Here is a 16930-nt window from a genome sequence, read left to right on the forward strand (position 1 = left end):
CCGCTGAGGAGAACACAATGAACGTATGGATTGCTTTGGCCGCTGTTTTGTTGATCCTTGCCCTGCTGGCGTTTATTACCAGCCGCGGCGCTCAGGACACTCGCCCGATGTTTCTGTGGGGGTTCAACGCCATGGGGCCGGTTACCCTGGTCTATTGCTATTTCGGCGAGGGCGATCTGAGCCACAAAGCCCTGATCCTTGTCATGGTCGGCCTGTACCTGCTGCGCATGAACATCGTGCTGACACGTTGGTACGGCAACACCGCCGCGGCCAAACTCAAGGACGTGATGCCCACGCAGCAGGTGCCATGGCTGGCGGTGATGATGGTCATGATCTTCGGCGGCCTGTACTGCCTGCCCTTCTACTGGGCCAGCCAGCTGCAGGGGCCGTGGAGCGCGCTGCAATGGCTGGCCATTGGGGTCTACCTGATAGGCACGCTGTTCCACTTCGGCAGCGATTATCAAAAACGGCGCTTCAAACAGGATCCGAACAATAAAGGCCGGCTGCTGAACAGTGGCTTTTGGGGGTTGGCGCGCCATCCGAATTATTTCGGCGACTTTCTTATTTTCGTCAGCTTCGGGCTGCTTGCCGGCAACCTGTTTGGCCTGATCGCACCGCTGACTAACCTGGTGCAGTATTTCGCCGACGCCATTCCCAAAAGCGAGAAAATGGCAGAGAAGCGCTACGGCGAGGTTTGGCGCAACTATAAACGTCAGGTTAAATGTTTCATTCCTTTCGTGCTGTAACCCCAACGCGGCAGCGCGGTTCGGGCAAGCCGACCGCGCTGCCGCCGATAAAACACCTTGTTATACAACACAAAACGACCGTCACGCCCGCGCAAGTAAAAACCGCCTTGACCTTACCCTTGCTGGAAGGTTTAAGCTCCATTCTTAGTGAAAACAGGTCAGGCGGTTAACCTTTAAACACCGCCCTTAAGCAAGGAGTCCAATCATGTCACACACCACTATGCTGGCATTGCAGGGGCTGTCCTGCATGAACTGCGCGCAGCGGGTGAAAAAAGCCCTGGAAAGTCGCAGCGATGTCGAACAGGCCGAGGTTAACGTCCAATACGCCAAAGTGACCGGCGAAGCGCCGGACAGCGCATTGATCGACAGCGTGATCGCCGCCGGTTATCAGGCCGAAGTCGCGCCGCGCGCCGATACCGAACTGCAGCTGAGCGGCCTGAGCTGCATGCACTGCGTCGGCACCACCCGCAAGGCGCTGGAAGCGGTGCCGGGCGTGTTCGCCGCCGACGTCGAGATCGACAGCGCGAAAGTGTACGGCGATGCCGATCCGCAGGCGCTGATCGCCGCAGTAGAACACGCCGGTTATCACGCCAGCGTGGCGGGCGCCGTCGTCCCAAAAACTGAGCCGTTGACTGACGCAACACCTTCGTTGCCGGACGTTCAGCCAGCGGCGCAACCTTCCCTTCCGGCAACCGACAGCGCGGACGACAGCGTACAGCTGCTGCTCAGCGGCATGACCTGCGCCAGCTGCGTCAATAAAGTGCAGCTGGCGCTGCAAAGCGTACCCGGCGTGGAGCACGCCCGCGTCAACCTGGCGGAGCGCAGCGCGCTGGTGACCGGCGCCGCCGATGCGCAAGCGCTGGTGGCGGCGGTGGAAAAAGCCGGCTACGGCGCCGAGATGATCCAGGACGAGACCGAACGTCGCGAACGGCAACAGCAGACCGCTCGCGCCAACATGAAGCGCTTTAGCTGGCAGGCGGCGCTCGGTCTGGCGCTGGGGATCCCGCTGATGGCCTGGGGGCTGTTCGGCGGCAGCATGACGCTGACGCCGGAAACCCAGCGCCCCTGGCTGCTGGTCGGCGTCATCACCCTGGCGGTGATGGTGTTCGCCGGCGGGCACTTCTACCGCAACGCCTGGCGCGCGCTAATGAACGGCAGCGCCACCATGGACACCCTGGTGGCGCTCGGCACCGGCGCCGCCTGGCTTTACTCGATCGCCGTCAACATTTGGCCCGATTTCTTCCCGATGGCGGCGCGCCACCTCTATTACGAGGCCAGCGCGATGATCATCGGTTTGATCAACCTCGGCCATGCGCTGGAGCAGCGCGCCCGCCAGCGTTCTTCGCAGGCGCTGGAGCGCTTGTTGGATCTAACGCCGCCCACCGCCCGGCTGGTGACCGACGACGGCGAGCGCGATATCCCGCTGGCGGAGGTGCAGCTCGGCATGACGCTGCGGCTGACTACCGGCGATCGCGTGCCGGTCGACGGCGAAATCGTACAGGGTGAAGTCTGGCTTGATGAAGCGATGCTGACCGGCGAAGCGGTGCCGCAGCAGAAAGGCGCCGGCGACACGGTGCATGCCGGGACGGTGGTCGACGACGGCAGCGTGCTGTTCCGCGCCGCCGCCATCGGCAGCCAAACCACGCTGGCGCGCATCATCAAACTGGTGCGTCAGGCGCAGAGCAGCAAACCGGCGATTGGCCAACTGGCTGACCGCGTCTCGGCAGTGTTCGTGCCGGCGGTAGTGGCGATCGCCCTGTTCAGCGCGGCGATATGGTACTTCTTTGGCCCGCAGCCGCAGCTGGTCTATACGCTGGTGATCGCCACCACGGTGCTGATCATCGCCTGCCCATGTGCGTTGGGATTGGCGACGCCGATGTCGATCATCTCCGGCGTCGGCCGCGCGGCGGAGTTCGGCGTGCTGGTGCGCGACGCCGACGCCCTGCAGCAGGCCAGCCAGCTGGACACCCTGGTGTTCGACAAAACCGGTACCCTGACCGAAGGGAAACCGCAGGTGGTGGAGATCCTGACCTTCAATCAGGTCAGCGAACAGCAGGCGATCGGCTGGGCCGCCGCGCTGGAACAAGGCTCCAACCACCCGCTGGCGCGCGCCATCATGGAACGCGCCGCCGGGCAAACGCTGCCGCAGGTCGCGCAGTTCCGCACCCTGCGCGGCGCCGGCGTCAGCGGGGAGATCGACGGCGTGCAGGTGCTGCTGGGCAACGCCACGCTGCTGGAACAGCATCAGGTCGCGACCGCCGAACTGGATGCGCCGATGCGCGCCCAGGCCGAACGCGGCGTAACGCCGGTGCTGCTGGCCGTGGACGGTAAACCGGCCGCGCTGTTCGCCATTCGCGATCCGCTGCGCGAGGACAGCGTCGCGGCGCTGCAGCGCCTGCACCAGCAGGGGTATCAGCTGGTGATGCTGACCGGCGACAACCCGGTAACCGCCAACGCCATCGCCAAAGAGGCCGGTATCGATCGGGTGATTGCCGGCGTGCTGCCGGACGGCAAAGCGGCGGCGATCAAACAGTTGCAGGCGCAGGGCCAGCGCGTGGCGATGGTCGGCGACGGCATCAACGACGCCCCGGCGCTGGCGCAGGCCGACGTGGGCATCGCGATGGGCGGCGGCAGCGACATCGCCATCGAGACCGCCGCCATCACCCTGATGCGCCACAGCCTGCACGGCGTAGCGGATGCGGTGGAGCTGTCGAAGGCCACGCTGCGCAACATGAAGCAGAACCTGTTCGGCGCCTTTATCTACAATACGCTGGGCATTCCGATCGCCGCCGGCGTGCTCTACCCGCTGACCGGCACGCTGCTCAGCCCGGTGGTGGCGGGCGCGGCGATGGCGCTGTCGTCCATTACCGTGGTCAGCAACGCCAACCGGTTGCTGCGTTTTAAACCGCAGAAGTGATCGCTGGGGCGCCGTCATGGCGCCCCGCTGTTTTCCGGGCTTTCCTGCGCGGCGGATAGCGTTTAGCATGAATAACGATTTCCCCTCGCCTTTCATGCTGAAACGCGCACCCGTTATTCAGGAGCCACGCCGTATGGGTCAACTGTTACGCCGCCTCGCCGCCTTTCTCGGCCTGATCTCGCCCAAGCGTTACGCTTATCCGGCGTTGGACATCACCCTGCCTGGCGATCGTCGGCTGCATCTGGTGGGCAGCATCCATATGGGCACCGTCGATATGTCGCCGTTGCCGCCCCGGCTGGCGGCCCGGCTGCAGCAGGCCGACGCGCTGATCGTCGAAGCCGATATCACCGACTCCGCCTCCCCTTTCGACCACGCCGAGCTGCAGCCGGAGCTGGAACAGCGCCTGTCCGCCGAAGAATATCAACGGTTGCTGGCGCTGTGCCATGAGCTGGGCGCCGACCCGCACGCCTTCGCTACCCTGCCCGGCTGGCAGGTGGCGCTGATGATGCAGGCGCGCCAGGCTCAGCGTTTGGGGCTGCGCGCGGAATATGGCGTGGACTATCAGCTGCTGCAAGCCGCCCGGGCGCAGGACAAACCGGTGATCGAGCTGGAAGGCGCGCAGCAGCAGCTGGCGATGCTGGAACAATTGCCGGAGGGCGGCATTGCGCTGCTGCGCGATACGCTGGAGCACTGGCATACCAACGCGCGGCTGCTGCAAACCATGGTGAGCTGGTGGCTGGACGCCAAACCGCGCGGTACGCTGGACACGCTGCCCGCCACCTTCAGCGCCGGGCTGTATGACGTGCTGATGCATCAGCGCAATCGCGACTGGCGGCATCAGCTGGAGGCGCTGCCTGCCGGTGAGTATGTGGTGGCGGTTGGCGCATTGCACCTGTACGGCGAGGATAACCTGCCGGCGATGCTGCAGCCGCAGGGGTAAAAAAGAGGCCAATATCGCTATTGGCCAGTCAAAGAGGAATTTCTTGTATTCTAGTTATACGCATAGCAACCGTGTTAACGGTTACAGTAAACAGGGTAGCAACCCGGTGAATATCTTGGCAACCCGCTTTATGTAACAGCCGCTCAGGTTGCCGGGCAGGTTGGATTTTTGTATTTTTAAGGCTGGTTATCACCCTTTCCCCGCCGGGGACATTTTGGACAACACATCATGACGCCCGCAGTCGTTCTGCTTGAGAAACAAAAGGTCGCCTTCACCCTCCATCCTTATCACCACGACAGCGACGAAACCAACTTCGGCGACGAGGCGGTGAGAAAGCTGGGGCTGGATGCCGATCGGGTTTACAAAACCTTGCTGGTGGCGCTGAACGGCGACGCCAAACACCTGGCGGTGGCGGTCACCCCGGTCGCGACCCAGTTGGACCTGAAGAAGGTCGCCCGCGCGCTCGGCGCCAAAAAGGCCGAGATGGCCGATCCGCAGTTGGCGCAGCGCGTCACCGGTTATCTGGTGGGCGGCATCAGCCCGCTGGGGCAGAAAAAACGGCTGCCGACGGTGATCGACAGCCCGGCGCAAGCGTTCGCCACCATCTACGTTTCCGGCGGCAAACGCGGGCTGGACATCGAACTGGCCGCCGCCGATCTGTGCCGCCTGCTGGCCGGCAGCTTCGCCGACATCGCCAAACGCGACTGACGCCGCGCGCTCAGCGGCACACCACCGTGGCGTCACAGGCCGCCAGCGTCTCCACCAGGCGGTCCTCCAGCGCCTTCACCTGCGCGCCGGGCACCAGATAGTTATTGCTGATGATGGCGAATGCCAGCGGCCGCCCGGTCGCCGAATCGACATAGCCGCTGAGCGACGATACGCCGGTCATGGAACCGCTCTTGGCGTGGGCGCGCCCCGCCGCCGCGCTGTTCACCATGCGGCTTTGCAGCGTGCCGCCCACCAGCAACCCCGGCTCGCCCGCGACGGGCAAGGCGTGATACCAGTCGGCAAACCACGGCTGTTTTCTGGCCGCCAGCAGCAGCGTCGTCAGCTGCTGCGGCGTGATTTGGTTCATGCGCGACAGCCCGGAACCGTCCACCTGGCGATACGCGTCGGCCGCGACGCCCTGGCTTTGCACAAATCCGTTTATCGCCTGAAGGCCGGCGGCCCAATCCCCTTTACCCTGCGTCTTGCGGCCCATCGCCTTGGTCAATATCTCGCCGTAGCCGTTATTGGAGACTTTCAGGAAGGTTACGACCAGGCGGGAGAGCGGCGGCGAGGTTTTTTCCGCCAGCAGCTGTGCGCCGGCCGGCGTCACGCCCTCTTCAACCTTGCCGCGCAGGGTGATGCCGTGCGCGCGCAGAGCATGTTGCAATAAAGCGCCGACGACAAGGGACGGTTGATCGACGGTAATCAATCGCGAGCTGGCCTCCGCCTGCGCGGCGATGGTGCCGCTGACCACGATCCGGTTGCTGCCCGGCCGGCGCTCGTACGTCAGCGCGGTGTCACTGCCGGTGGTGGTGCGGTTGACCAGCGTCACCGCGTCATTGGCGGGATAGAAGCTCACCCGTCCCGGCGCGCCGGCGCGGGCGCCCGGCCGCACCGCCACCTGCACCACGTTGATATCGCCGCCGGGAGTAAAGGCGTAGTTCAGCGCCGAGATCGGCGCAGCGAAGGCGAAGGGTTCATCGTCCCAGCTCCAACCGGCGCCGAATGGCGTCTGATCGAAGGCGCCGGCATCCAGCAACAACCGCCCCTGTATATGACGGATGCCGCGCTTCGCCAGCGCTGCGGCGAAGGTGTCGAGATCGTCCGGATGCAGCGTCGGATCGCCGCTGCCCTGCAGATAGAGATCCCCTCGCAAGGTGTCGCCGCGCTGCTCGCCGGCGGTCAACAGCCGGGTTTCAAAGCGGTAATCGGCCCCCAGCACGCCGAACGCCGCCAGAGAGGTGAACATCTTCATGTTGGAAGCCGGCGCCAAACGCTGATCCGCGTGCGCCTGATACAGCACCTTGCCACTCTCGGCATCGCGCACCATCACGCCGCTCGACGCCCCAACCAGCGCCTTGTCCTGGCCGATGGCCGCCAGCGCCTGGCTGAGGGTTTGTTCGTGACGTTGGCCGGATGACGAACACCCCGCCAGCGCCACGATGGCGGGCAGCAGCCAGCCTGCGGTTTTCAACATGTCATCTTCCTGTTTGCGTTATCAAAACCAAATTGTCGCTCAGGCTATCATTGGAAGGCGGCGGCGGCGACTTTTGCGTGCGTTTGGGGCGGGGTTTTCGGCGGGAAAACAGGCGGCCCGCCCATGGGGCAGGCCGCTGCGGTGGCGATTAGCGATAAACGATTTCGCCCTTCGGTTCGTAAGCCGCCGCATCCAGCGGCGAGTGTTTCTCGATGTATTGCTTCAGCACTTCGGCGTCGATAAAGCCGGTGTTGACGTAGCTCGGCAGCCCGTCCAGCTTCGGATAGCCGTCGCCGCCCAGCGCGTTGAAGTTCAGCGTCGCCATGCGGTAAATTTTATCCGCCTGCAGCGGCTGGCCATTGACCTTCACCTCGCTGACGCCCTTGCCGTCCGCCACCAGGCTGACGTTGGCGAACTGGGCGTAGGCGCCGGAATCCGGCTTCATGTTGGCCACCACCGCCAGATACTCCTCAACCTCGCTGCCTTTCATATCGACATGCACCAGGGTGTTGCCGAACGGCTGCACCTTGAGCACATTCTTGTAGGTGATATCGCCGCTTTCAATCGAATCGCGCACCCCGCCGCCGCTCATCACGGCGAAGTCGGCGTCGGCGCGCTCCCTCTGCGCGGCCAGCATCACCCGCGCCAGGTTGGTCTGCACGAAGCGCACCTTGCTGCGGTCGCCTTCAAGCTTGCCGTTGACGCTGCCGATCTTCACTTCCAGCTGCGCCTTGCCCTTATCCTGGAACGGCGTCAGCAGCTTCATCATGGCCGGATCTTCCGCAATCTGCCGGGTGTAGTACACCCGCTCGCTGGTGCCGTCCGCTTTCTCCACTTTCTTCTTCAGGTTCACCGGGATCAGCTGATAATGCACCAGCTTCAGCTCGCCGTTGCGGAATTCGAAATCGGCGCGCCCCACGTATTTGCCCCACTCGTGCGCCTGCACAATCCAGGTGCCGTTCTGGCGATCCGGCGAGCACGGCGTGCCCGGCACATAATCCACCTGTTTGCGGTTGTCGCCGGCCATGCACACCGGATCCTGCGAGTGGCCGCCGACGATCATGTCGAGATATCCGGCCGGCAGGCTGCGCGCCATCTCTACGTCGCCCGGCGCGTTAGAGCCGTGTTCGCCGTTGTCATAGTGCCCCATGTGGGTGGCGGCGATAATCACGTCCGGCTTCTCGTCCTTACGCAGTTGCTCCACCACCTGCTTCGCCTCCTGCGCCGGCACGCGGAACTCCATGTCGGTGAAGTACTCCGGGTTGCCTATCTTGGCGGTATCGTCGGTCGTCAGGCCGATCACCGCGATCTTGATGCCCTGCTTGTCGAACAGGGCGTAAGGCTTGAACAGGCGCTGGCCGGTGCTTTTCTGGTAGATGTTGGCGGACAGCAGCGGGAAGGTCGCCCACTTCTCCTGCTGGCGCAGCACGCTCAGCGGGTTGTCGAATTCGTGGTTACCGATCGCCATCGCGTCGTAACCCACCAGGTTCATGCCGCGGAAGTCCGGCTCGGCGTCCTGCAGATCCGATTCCGGCACGCCGGTATTGATATCGCCGCCGGACAACAACAGCAGGCTGCCACCCTGCGCCGCCACTTCCTGACGAATGCCGTCCACCAGCGTTTTCTGCGCGCCCAGGCCATATTCGCCGTGATCGTTCTGCCAGAAGTGACCGTGATGATCGTTGGTGTGCAGAATGGTGATGGCGTAGGTCTTATCCTTTTCCCAGGCACTGGCGGCCCCCGACAGCAACGTCAGGGAAACGGCCAACGCGCATGCGGTGGTTTTCAGCGAAAAACGCATGGCGGATCTCCGTGTATTAAATGGCTTTTATGATGAGGCCGAAATTGTAGCGCGAATTAATGACAGCTGATTTCTATTTTTTGCGATGTGAGTCTGATTATTTCAGATATGGTAAAAATTGAACGTCCTGCCTAAGATGTCATCTCTGTGCTCAACAACTTATCAGGCTAATAATAATATGACCGACAGTAGCCAAAGCGCGATACCGCCCGCCAAAGGCAGTGCGGTGAAAGGCACCGCCTTCTCCATCCTTGGCGCCATCAGCGTGTCTCACCTGCTCAACGATATGATCCAGTCGCTGATCCTGGCGATTTACCCGATCCTGCAAGCCGATTTCCACCTCAGCTTCGTGCAGATCGGCATGATTACCCTGACCTATCAGCTAACGGCTTCGCTGCTGCAACCGCTGATCGGCTATTACACCGATAAACACCCGCAGCCTTACTCGCTGCCGATCGGCATGGGCTTTACCCTGTCCGGCCTGCTGCTGCTGTCGGTGGCGAGCACCTTCCCGCTGGTGCTGCTGGCGGCGGCGCTGGTGGGCACCGGCTCATCGGTCTTCCACCCGGAATCCTCGCGCGTGGCGCGCATGGCCTCCGGCGGGCGGCACGGCCTGGCGCAGTCGCTGTTCCAGGTCGGCGGCAACTTCGGCAGCTCGCTCGGCCCGCTGCTGGCGGCGCTGATCATCGCGCCTTACGGCAAGGGCAACGTCGCCTGGTTCTCGCTGGCGGCGCTGCTGGCGATCGTGGTGTTGCTGCAGGTCAGCAAGTGGTATCAACATCAGCATCGGGCAACTAAAGGGCAGCCGAAAAGCCCGTCGCTGCTGAAACCGCTGCCAAAACGTACCGTGGCCTACTCACTGGGCATCCTGCTGGTGCTGATTTTCTCCAAATACTTCTATCTGGCCAGTATCAGCAGCTATTACACCTTTTATCTGATACATAAGTTCGGTGTTTCAGTGCAGAATGCCCAAATTCACCTGTTCGCCTTCCTGTTTGCGGTAGCAGCAGGTACCATTATCGGCGGGCCTCTTGGCGACAAGATAGGGCGTAAATACGTGATTTGGGGCTCTATTCTCGGCGCTGCGCCATTTACCCTTGTTTTACCCTATGCATCCCTCTATTGGACCGGCATTTTGACGGTGATCATCGGGGTTATTCTCGCCTCGGCGTTCTCCGCCATTCTGGTCTACGCTCAGGAGCTGATCCCCGGTAAAGTGGGCATGGTTTCCGGCTTATTCTTCGGTTTTGCTTTCGGTATGGGCGGGTTAGGTGCGGCAGTTCTTGGTTATGTCGCCGATTTGACCAGTATCGAACTGGTCTACCAAATCTGTGCTTTCCTGCCGCTTATCGGTATTATTACCGCACTACTGCCCAATATGGAGCATAAAGCGCAATAACCCCGCTGTCTGCCCGGATGAAATTATTTATTCATCCGGGTTATCCTACGGATAAATCAATGTTATTTTGTTTATCAGCCCCAAAACCCCCTCATTGCCATTCCTTAAGTGAAATCCTCTGCTTTTTTTACAAAAAAGGCCAAATTAGCCAAGCAAGCCGCGAACAAATGCAATAAACTAAATGTATCTTTTCGTAACTTTGTTGCGTTTCTCCCGTACCGCGATGCATAGCCAGAAGGAGTATGGATGCATAATTCAACACCGCTCATCACCACCATCGTCGGAGGGTTAGTACTCGCCTTCCTCCTCGGCATGCTGGCGAACCGCCTGCGCATCTCCCCTCTGGTGGGGTATCTGGCCGCAGGGGTGCTCGCCGGCCCGTTCACCCCCGGTTTCGTCGCCGACACCTCACTGGCGCCGGAACTGGCGGAAATCGGCGTTATCCTGTTGATGTTCGGTGTTGGCCTGCACTTCTCTTTGAAAGACCTCCTCGCAGTAAAATCTATCGCCATTCCCGGCGCCGTGGCGCAGATAGCCGTCGCTACCCTGCTCGGCATGGGGCTGTCCAAGCTGCTCGGCTGGGATCTGATCTCCGGTCTGGTGTTCGGCCTCTGCCTCTCCACCGCCAGCACCGTGGTGCTGCTGCGCGCCCTGGAGGAACGGCAACTGATCGACAGCCAGCGCGGGCAAATCGCCATCGGCTGGCTGATCGTCGAAGATTTGGCGATGGTGCTGACGCTGGTATTGCTGCCGGCATTCGGCAATATGCTGGGCAATGACAACGCCAGCAGCAGCCAGCTGCTGATGGAGCTGGCGCTGACCATCGGTAAAGTCATCGCCTTCATCGCGCTGATGATCGTGGTCGGCCGCCGCCTGGTGCCGTGGATCCTGTCGAAAACCGCCAGCACCGGCTCGCGCGAGCTGTTCACCCTGGCGGTATTGGCGCTGGCGCTCGGCATCGCCTACGGCGCGGTGAAGCTGTTCGACGTTTCCTTCGCGCTGGGCGCCTTCTTCGCCGGCATGGTGCTGAACGAGTCCGAGCTGAGCCACCGCGCGGCGCACGACACCCTGCCGCTGCGCGACGCGTTCGCGGTGCTGTTCTTCGTCTCGGTCGGCATGCTGTTCGATCCGATGATCGTGATTAACGAACCGCTGGCGGTGCTGGCGACGCTGGCGATCATCGTGTTCGGCAAATCCGCCGCCGCGTTCCTGCTGGTTAAAATGTTCGGTCACTCCAAGCGCACCGCGCTGACCATTTCCGCCAGCCTGGCGCAGATCGGCGAGTTCGCCTTTATTTTGGCGGGCCTCGGCATCGCGCTCGGCATGATGTCGGAGCACGGCCGCAATCTGGTGCTGGCCGGCGCCATTCTGTCCATCATGCTCAACCCGCTGTTGTTCACCCTGCTGGAACGCTATCTGGCCAAAACCGAAACCATCGAAGAGCAAATCCTCGAAGAGGCGGTGGAAGAAGAGAAACAGATCCCGGTGGATATGTGCAATCACGCGCTGGTGGTCGGCTACGGCCGCGTCGGCAGCCTGCTGGGCGGCAAACTGGCCGAGGCGGGCATTCCGCTGGTGGTGATCGAGAACTCCCGCCCGCGGGTGGAAGCGTTGCGCGAACAGGGTATCAAGACGGTGCTGGGCAACGCCGCCAATCCGGAAGTGATGGATCTGGCTAGGCTCGACTGCGCGCGCTGGCTGCTGCTGACCATCCCGAATGGTTACGAGGCCGGCGAGATCGTCGCCTCGGCGCGCACCAAGCGGCCGAATATCGAGATCATCGCCCGCGCCCACTACGACGATGAAGTGGCCTACATCACCGATCGCGGCGCCAATCAGGTGGTCATGGGCGAACGCGAGATCGCCAACAGCATGCTGAACATCCTGCAGCTGGACACCCTGAGCGAAGAAGAAAAAATGGGCGGCTGCCCGATCTGAGGCACCGCGCATAAAAAAAGGTCCGGCATTGCCGGACCTTTTCTTTTTCAGCGGGTTAACGCTCCCAGTAGGACTCTTCCAGACTGTCTTCGCGCTCCGGCAGGCCGCGCGTGAGGCGCGGCGAATGCTGGTTCAACACCTGGTAGCTGACGCGGTTGGCGTATTTGCACACCTGCGCCAGGGAGGAGTAGGTCAGGTAACTGCGCACATGCTTGCTGGAGTTCGGCACGTTGTGGCGGTGATAGCCGTTGGCGGCGATATCGTGCAGCAACGCCGACAGCGCGCCGTCGCCGGCGCCGTTGGTGTTCATGATCTTCTCCGGCCCGCCCATATACGGCGCGATATGCGAATAAACGCGCAGCGGATTTTCACAGTGCTCGCGGCGCATGGCGCGGCTGAACTCGTAGCGGTTGAACTCGGCGATATGCCCCGGCAGCAGCGGGTGCTGGGTCTGGCGCTTATTGGCTTCTTCGGTGTAGCCCGCCATATACAGGCCATTCGGCCCGGCGGTGCACAGCACCAGATCCACCCACTCCAGCGCCATGTCCGAGGCGGTCAGCGGATCGCTCAGCCCGGTCAGCTCCAGCGCTTCGTCTTCGTTCATCGCCAGAATCGTCACATTTTCCTTCAGGAAGTCGCGCCACCACTGCGGGTTGTCGGCAATGACGTACTTGGTACCCAGGGTCAGCACCACCGGCACATCGTGTTTTTTGGCGTACTCGATCGCCTGCAGGGTAGCGTCCTTTATCGGCTCCCCTTCCTTGCAGCGCACCAGGTAAGAACTCAGCACCAGCGCCGACGCGCCGGCGATCACCTCTTCAGGAATGCTTTCCGGGCGCAGCTGGTTCATCTGGCCGGGGTTGATGGCGAAGGTGCGCTCGCCGCTTTCGCCGATCAGTGTGAAACAGCGGCCGATGGCGCCATCAACGCCCTGCAAATAGTTAAGATCGGTGCGGCTGGAGGTATTGCACAGATAACGGTAGGCGTAGCTGCCGATTTTCACGTTGCTGCACATCACGCCGAGCAGCACCGAACGGTCGTCCGCCAGCACCGAATAGTTGTGCATGGTATTGCCGATGGTGCCGCCGGCGAACTGATGGGTGACCAGGTTGTTTTCATTCAGTTCCTGATACAGCGCCTCGGCGACGTCGTCTTCGATCACCAAAGAGTGGCCCAGGCTCAGGCCGTAACGCTGGACAAAAGCATCGTCCACTTTTGCCTCGATATCCACCAGCGTCTGGTCGATGCCGACAATATACGAGGTGCTGATTTCACTTTCGGGCTGGGCCTGCTGCAGAAGCGGATCGCGGGCGCTCACCGGAAAATAGTGTTTGGACTTGCGTTTACCAGGAAATTTCATGTGATTGGCGGTGGTGACGGTTTAACAAGCGGAGAATGTTAACACATCCCCGCCCGATCACGATGCACCTAATAGACAGATTATGGATGATTACAGACGCTGCGCCACCAGCTGCTGCATCATGTCGATATGCGCCGGCTCGTCGTTCAACGCCGAGATATATTCAAACTTCTCGCCGCCGGCCTTAAGGAAGATCTCGCGGTTCTGCTCTTTGATCTCTTCCAGCGTTTCCAGGCAGTCTGCCGAGAAGCCGGGGCAAATCAGTTGAATGTGCTTCACGCCCTGCGCCGGCAACCCCTTCAGGGTTTCATCGGTGTACGGCGTCAGCCACGGCTCGCGGCCGAAGCGTGATTGGTACGTCATCATCACCCGCTCCGGCGCCAGCAGCAGCGTGGCGCTCAGCGCGCGCAGCGTATCCTCGCAGCGCTGCGGGTAGTCGTCGCCGAGCCGCGCATAGCGCTTGGGGATGCCGTGGAACGACAACACCAGCCGGTCCGGCTGGCCGTGCTCGGCGAACGAGCGCTCCACGCTTTGCTGCAGCGCGGCGATATAGGCCGGGTGTTCGGCGTAATCGCGAATGAAGGCCACAGAAGGCAAGCGGCGATAACCTTTCAGCACCCGCGCCACGCCATCCCATACCGCCGCGCTGGTGGAACAGGAATATTGCGGATAGAGCGGCAGCACCACCAGGTTGGTCACGCCCTGCGCCAGCAGCTTGTCGATGGCTTCCGCCAGGCTTGGCGAACCGTAGCTCATGCCCAGTTCCACCGGCGTATTCGGCATGCGCGCCGCCAGCGCCCGCTGTTGGCGGCGGCTGTACACCAGCAGTGGCGAGCCCTCTTCCATCCACACCGACTGATAGAGTTTCGCCACGCGTGGTGAGCGGATCGGCAGGATCGCGCCGTTGAGGATCGGCCACCAAATCAGCGGCGCCGTGTCGACCACGCGATCGTCACTGAGGAATTCCTTCAGATAGCGTTTGACCGCAGACGAGGTCGGCGCATCTGGCGTGCCCAGGTTCACCAGCAATACGCCGTGTTTCTCTTGCTTCATCTCAGTTCCCCTCATTTCCTTTCCGGCCGGCATTCCGTTCTGGGTCGGGATGTCAGCAGCCATTAATGCCGGCTATTGTAACGGAAAAGTCCTGCATCGAAACCGATAACAGCAACAGGCTATGCCTGTGAGCTTCTTCCCTTCGCCAGCTGCCATACCGCCGCCACGTTGCGCGCCGTCACCTGCAGATTGCGATCGGCGTCCGTCAGCGCTTCTTCCAGCGTCACAATGCGATCGAGCACCGAAAACGCCGCATCGATGCCGTGCTGATGCACCACCGAATAATCCGGCGTCAGGCTGCCGGCGATGGCGATCACCGGCACGCCGTGGCGCTTGGCCACCCGCGCCACGCCGATCGGCGTTTTGCCGTGAATCGACTGGCTGTCCAGCCGCCCTTCGCCGGTGATCACCAGATCGGCATCGCGCACCGCCTCATCCAGGCGCAGAGTTTCGGTGACGATCTCGATGCCCGGCCGCAAGCGCGCGCTGAGCATGCCGAGCAGTGCCGCCCCCATGCCGCCCGCCGCCCCCGCGCCCGGCTGGGTGAGCACGGCGCGGCCAGTTTCCCGTTCCAGCAGCTCGCCGTAGTGGTGCAGCGCCGCATCGAGCTGCGCCACCATCTCCGGCGTCGCCCCCTTCTGCGGCCCGAACACCGCCGAGGCGCCCTTTTCGCCGCACAGCGGGTTATCGACGTCGCAGGCGGCGGTCACGCTCACCCGTTGCCAGCGCGCGTCCAGCCCGGCGAGATCGAGGTGCGCCAGCTGCGCCAGCGCCGCGCCGCCCACCGGCAGCGGGCGACGATCCTTATCCAGCAATTTAACGCCCAGCGCCTGCATCATCCCGGCGCCGCCGTCGTTGGTGGCGCTGCCGCCGATGCCGAGAATGATCGCCTTCACGCCGCGTTCCAGCGCCGCCAACATCAGTTCGCCGGTGCCGTAACTGGTGGTGATACGCGGATCGCGCCGGCCGGGCGGCGCCAGATGCAGCCCGGAGGCGGCGGCCATTTCAATCACCGCGGTTTCGCCATCGCCCAGCAGGCCATAGAATCCCTGCACCGGCTCCCCCAGCGGCCCGGTGACCGTCACCTGGACGATCTCGCCGCCGGTGGCCGCCACCATCGACTCCACCGTGCCTTCACCGCCGTCCGCCATCGGCAGCTTCACGTAGTGCGCCTGCGGATAAATCTGACGGAATCCCCGCTCGATGGCGTCGGCGACGCCGAGCGCGCTCAGGCTCTCTTTGAAAGAATCCGGGGCAATAACCACTTTTTTCAGCGTTTTCATCACTGTTCCTTATCCCGCCAGGTTAAATACGCCAAACATCAGCGCCGAGATTGCCGCGATGGTGAACCCCACCAGCGTCTCATACGGCAGCAGCTTGAGCCGCTCGTGCACCGCCATATTGACGCTGCCGCCGGTGGCGTGGAAGAAGCTGCCGTGCGGCAGGTGATCCAGCACCGTGGCGCCCGCGTGGATCATCGCCGCGCCGGCCAGCCCGCTCACCCCCAGTTCCAGCAGCGTGGAGCTGAATACCCCGGAAGCCACGGCGGTGCCGGCGGTGGTCGACGCGGTTGCCATCGACATCAGCGCGCCGGACAGCGGCGCCAGCAGCCAGGCCGGCAGCCCGGTATGCGTCAAACCGTTAATCAGGACATCCTTCAGCGCCGAGTTGGCGATAATGCCCGCCAATGTGCCGGTGCCGAGCAGCATGATCGCCACCGGCGCCATGCGCGACAGGCCGGAGACCATGAACTGATTGCACTGGCGAATACGCCCCATCAACAGCGCGCCCGCCAAACCGCCGGCCGGCAACGCGATCAGCGGATCGACGGCGATCCCGGCGATCGGCCGCAGCGACAGCAGCAGGATCGCCACCAGCGGCGCGCTGATCGCCGCCGCGAAGCCCGGCCGCGCCCCTTCGGCATGCTGAGTCAGCTCTTCGGCCATCACCTTGCTGCCTTTATCGCTCAGGCGGCGCGCCAGCAGATAGGCCACTACCAGGCCGCACAGCCCCGGCACGATGCCGGCCATCATCACCGAGGTGAGCGGCACGTGGAAATTGTCCGCCGCCGCGATGGTGTTCGGGTTGGGCGACATCACGTTGCCGGCCTTGCCGCCGCCGATCATCGCCAGCAGGATCGCCGCGCGTGAAATACCGGCCTTCTGGGCGATCGACAGGGCGATCGGCGCGACGGTGATCACCGCCACGTCGATAAACACCCCCACCGCCGTCAGGATCAGTGTAGCCACCGCCAGCGCCAGCAGCGCGCGGGTTTCGCCCACCTTGCGCACGATGGTTTCGGCGATGGTGTGCGCCGCGCCGGATTCGATCAGCACCCCGGCCAGCACCCCCGCCGCCAGAATGCGCATCACGGCGTTGGTGATGCCCTGCGCCCCGCCGATCATCAGCGTCACGGTCTGCACCAGATCGGCGCCGCCGCACAGCCCGCCCGCCAGCGCGCCGGCAATCATGCCGTAAGCCGGCGGCACCTTGCGTAGAATCAGGACGATGGCGACGGCTAACGCCACCAGCGCCCCCAGAGTGGATACGGTTGTCATTGTTGTTTTCTCCGTGGTTGATGTGCAGGCCAA

Annotated in this window: 12 protein-coding genes; 6 read left to right on the forward strand and 6 right to left on the reverse strand. The window is 62.7% G+C overall.

Translation table 11 applies throughout. The features are described 5' to 3' along the window. Positions 1-17 precede the first annotated feature (17 nt). The 4 genes from L085_RS22985 to ybaK all read left to right on the forward strand — a co-directional run bounded on the left by L085_RS22985 (position 18) and on the right by ybaK (position 5311). Positions 18-746, forward strand: coding sequence for a DUF1295 domain-containing protein (locus L085_RS22985; RefSeq protein ID WP_015376876.1), 729 nt, complete (start codon positions 18-20; stop codon positions 744-746). A 205-nt stretch (positions 747-951) separates the two neighbouring features. Further along, positions 952-3663, forward strand: coding sequence for a copper-exporting P-type ATPase CopA (gene copA, locus L085_RS22990; RefSeq protein ID WP_044031815.1), 2712 nt, complete (start codon positions 952-954; stop codon positions 3661-3663). Positions 3664-3796: 133 nt separating this feature from the next. After that, the gene (locus tag L085_RS22995; RefSeq protein ID WP_044031816.1) at positions 3797-4603 is read left to right on the forward strand and encodes a TraB/GumN family protein; all 807 of its coding nucleotides are present in this window, start codon (positions 3797-3799) and stop codon (positions 4601-4603) included. Between the two features lie 228 nt (positions 4604-4831). Next, positions 4832-5311: a Cys-tRNA(Pro)/Cys-tRNA(Cys) deacylase YbaK gene (ybaK, locus tag L085_RS23000; RefSeq protein ID WP_004940240.1), complete on the forward strand. Its 480-nt coding sequence runs from the start codon at positions 4832-4834 to the stop codon at positions 5309-5311. Positions 5312-5321: 10 nt separating this feature from the next. Here ybaK and dacB read toward each other — a convergent pair whose 3' ends face one another. After that, the gene (dacB, locus tag L085_RS23005; RefSeq protein WP_044031817.1) at positions 5322-6788 is read right to left on the reverse strand and encodes a D-alanyl-D-alanine carboxypeptidase/D-alanyl-D-alanine-endopeptidase; all 1467 of its coding nucleotides are present in this window, start codon (positions 6786-6788) and stop codon (positions 5322-5324) included. A 148-nt stretch (positions 6789-6936) separates the two neighbouring features. Next, positions 6937-8589, reverse strand: coding sequence for a bifunctional UDP-sugar hydrolase/5'-nucleotidase UshA (ushA, locus tag L085_RS23010; protein ID WP_044031818.1), 1653 nt, complete (start codon positions 8587-8589; stop codon positions 6937-6939). 178 nt (positions 8590-8767) lie between these two features. On the opposite strand from ushA, the gene L085_RS23015 reads away from it, so the two are divergent. Both L085_RS23015 and ybaL read left to right on the forward strand, forming a co-directional pair. Continuing rightward, entirely contained in the window at positions 8768-9988 is a 1221-nt protein-coding gene (locus L085_RS23015; RefSeq protein ID WP_004940244.1) for an MFS transporter, read from the forward strand. A gap of 246 nt (positions 9989-10234) precedes the next feature. After that, complete coding sequence (gene ybaL, locus L085_RS23020; protein ID WP_033633981.1) at positions 10235-11926, forward strand: YbaL family putative K(+) efflux transporter; 1692 nt, start codon at positions 10235-10237, stop codon at positions 11924-11926. Positions 11927-11981: 55 nt separating this feature from the next. On the opposite strand, the gene L085_RS23025 is transcribed toward ybaL, so the two are convergent. The 4 genes from L085_RS23025 to L085_RS23040 all read right to left on the reverse strand — a co-directional run bounded on the left by L085_RS23025 (position 11982) and on the right by L085_RS23040 (position 16897). Continuing rightward, entirely contained in the window at positions 11982-13286 is a 1305-nt protein-coding gene (locus L085_RS23025; protein ID WP_004940249.1) for an inosine/guanosine kinase, read from the reverse strand. 90 nt (positions 13287-13376) lie between these two features. Then, positions 13377-14339 (reverse strand): ferrochelatase, encoded by a 963-nt coding sequence (hemH, locus tag L085_RS23030; protein WP_044031819.1) that lies wholly within the window; start codon positions 14337-14339, stop codon positions 13377-13379. A gap of 119 nt (positions 14340-14458) precedes the next feature. Further along, on the reverse strand, positions 14459-15622 hold the full coding sequence (locus L085_RS23035; protein ID WP_044031820.1) for a glycerate kinase: 1164 nt from the start codon (positions 15620-15622) through the stop codon (positions 14459-14461). Between the two features lie 9 nt (positions 15623-15631). Then, a complete protein-coding gene (locus L085_RS23040) occupies positions 15632-16897 on the reverse strand; it encodes an SLC13 family permease (RefSeq protein ID WP_015376868.1) in 1266 nt (421 codons plus the stop codon). Positions 16898-16930 lie beyond the last annotated feature (33 nt).

The sequence above is a fragment of the Serratia sp. FS14 genome (genome assembly GCF_000695995.1).
GTDB lineage: Bacteria > Pseudomonadota > Gammaproteobacteria > Enterobacterales > Enterobacteriaceae > Serratia > Serratia nematodiphila.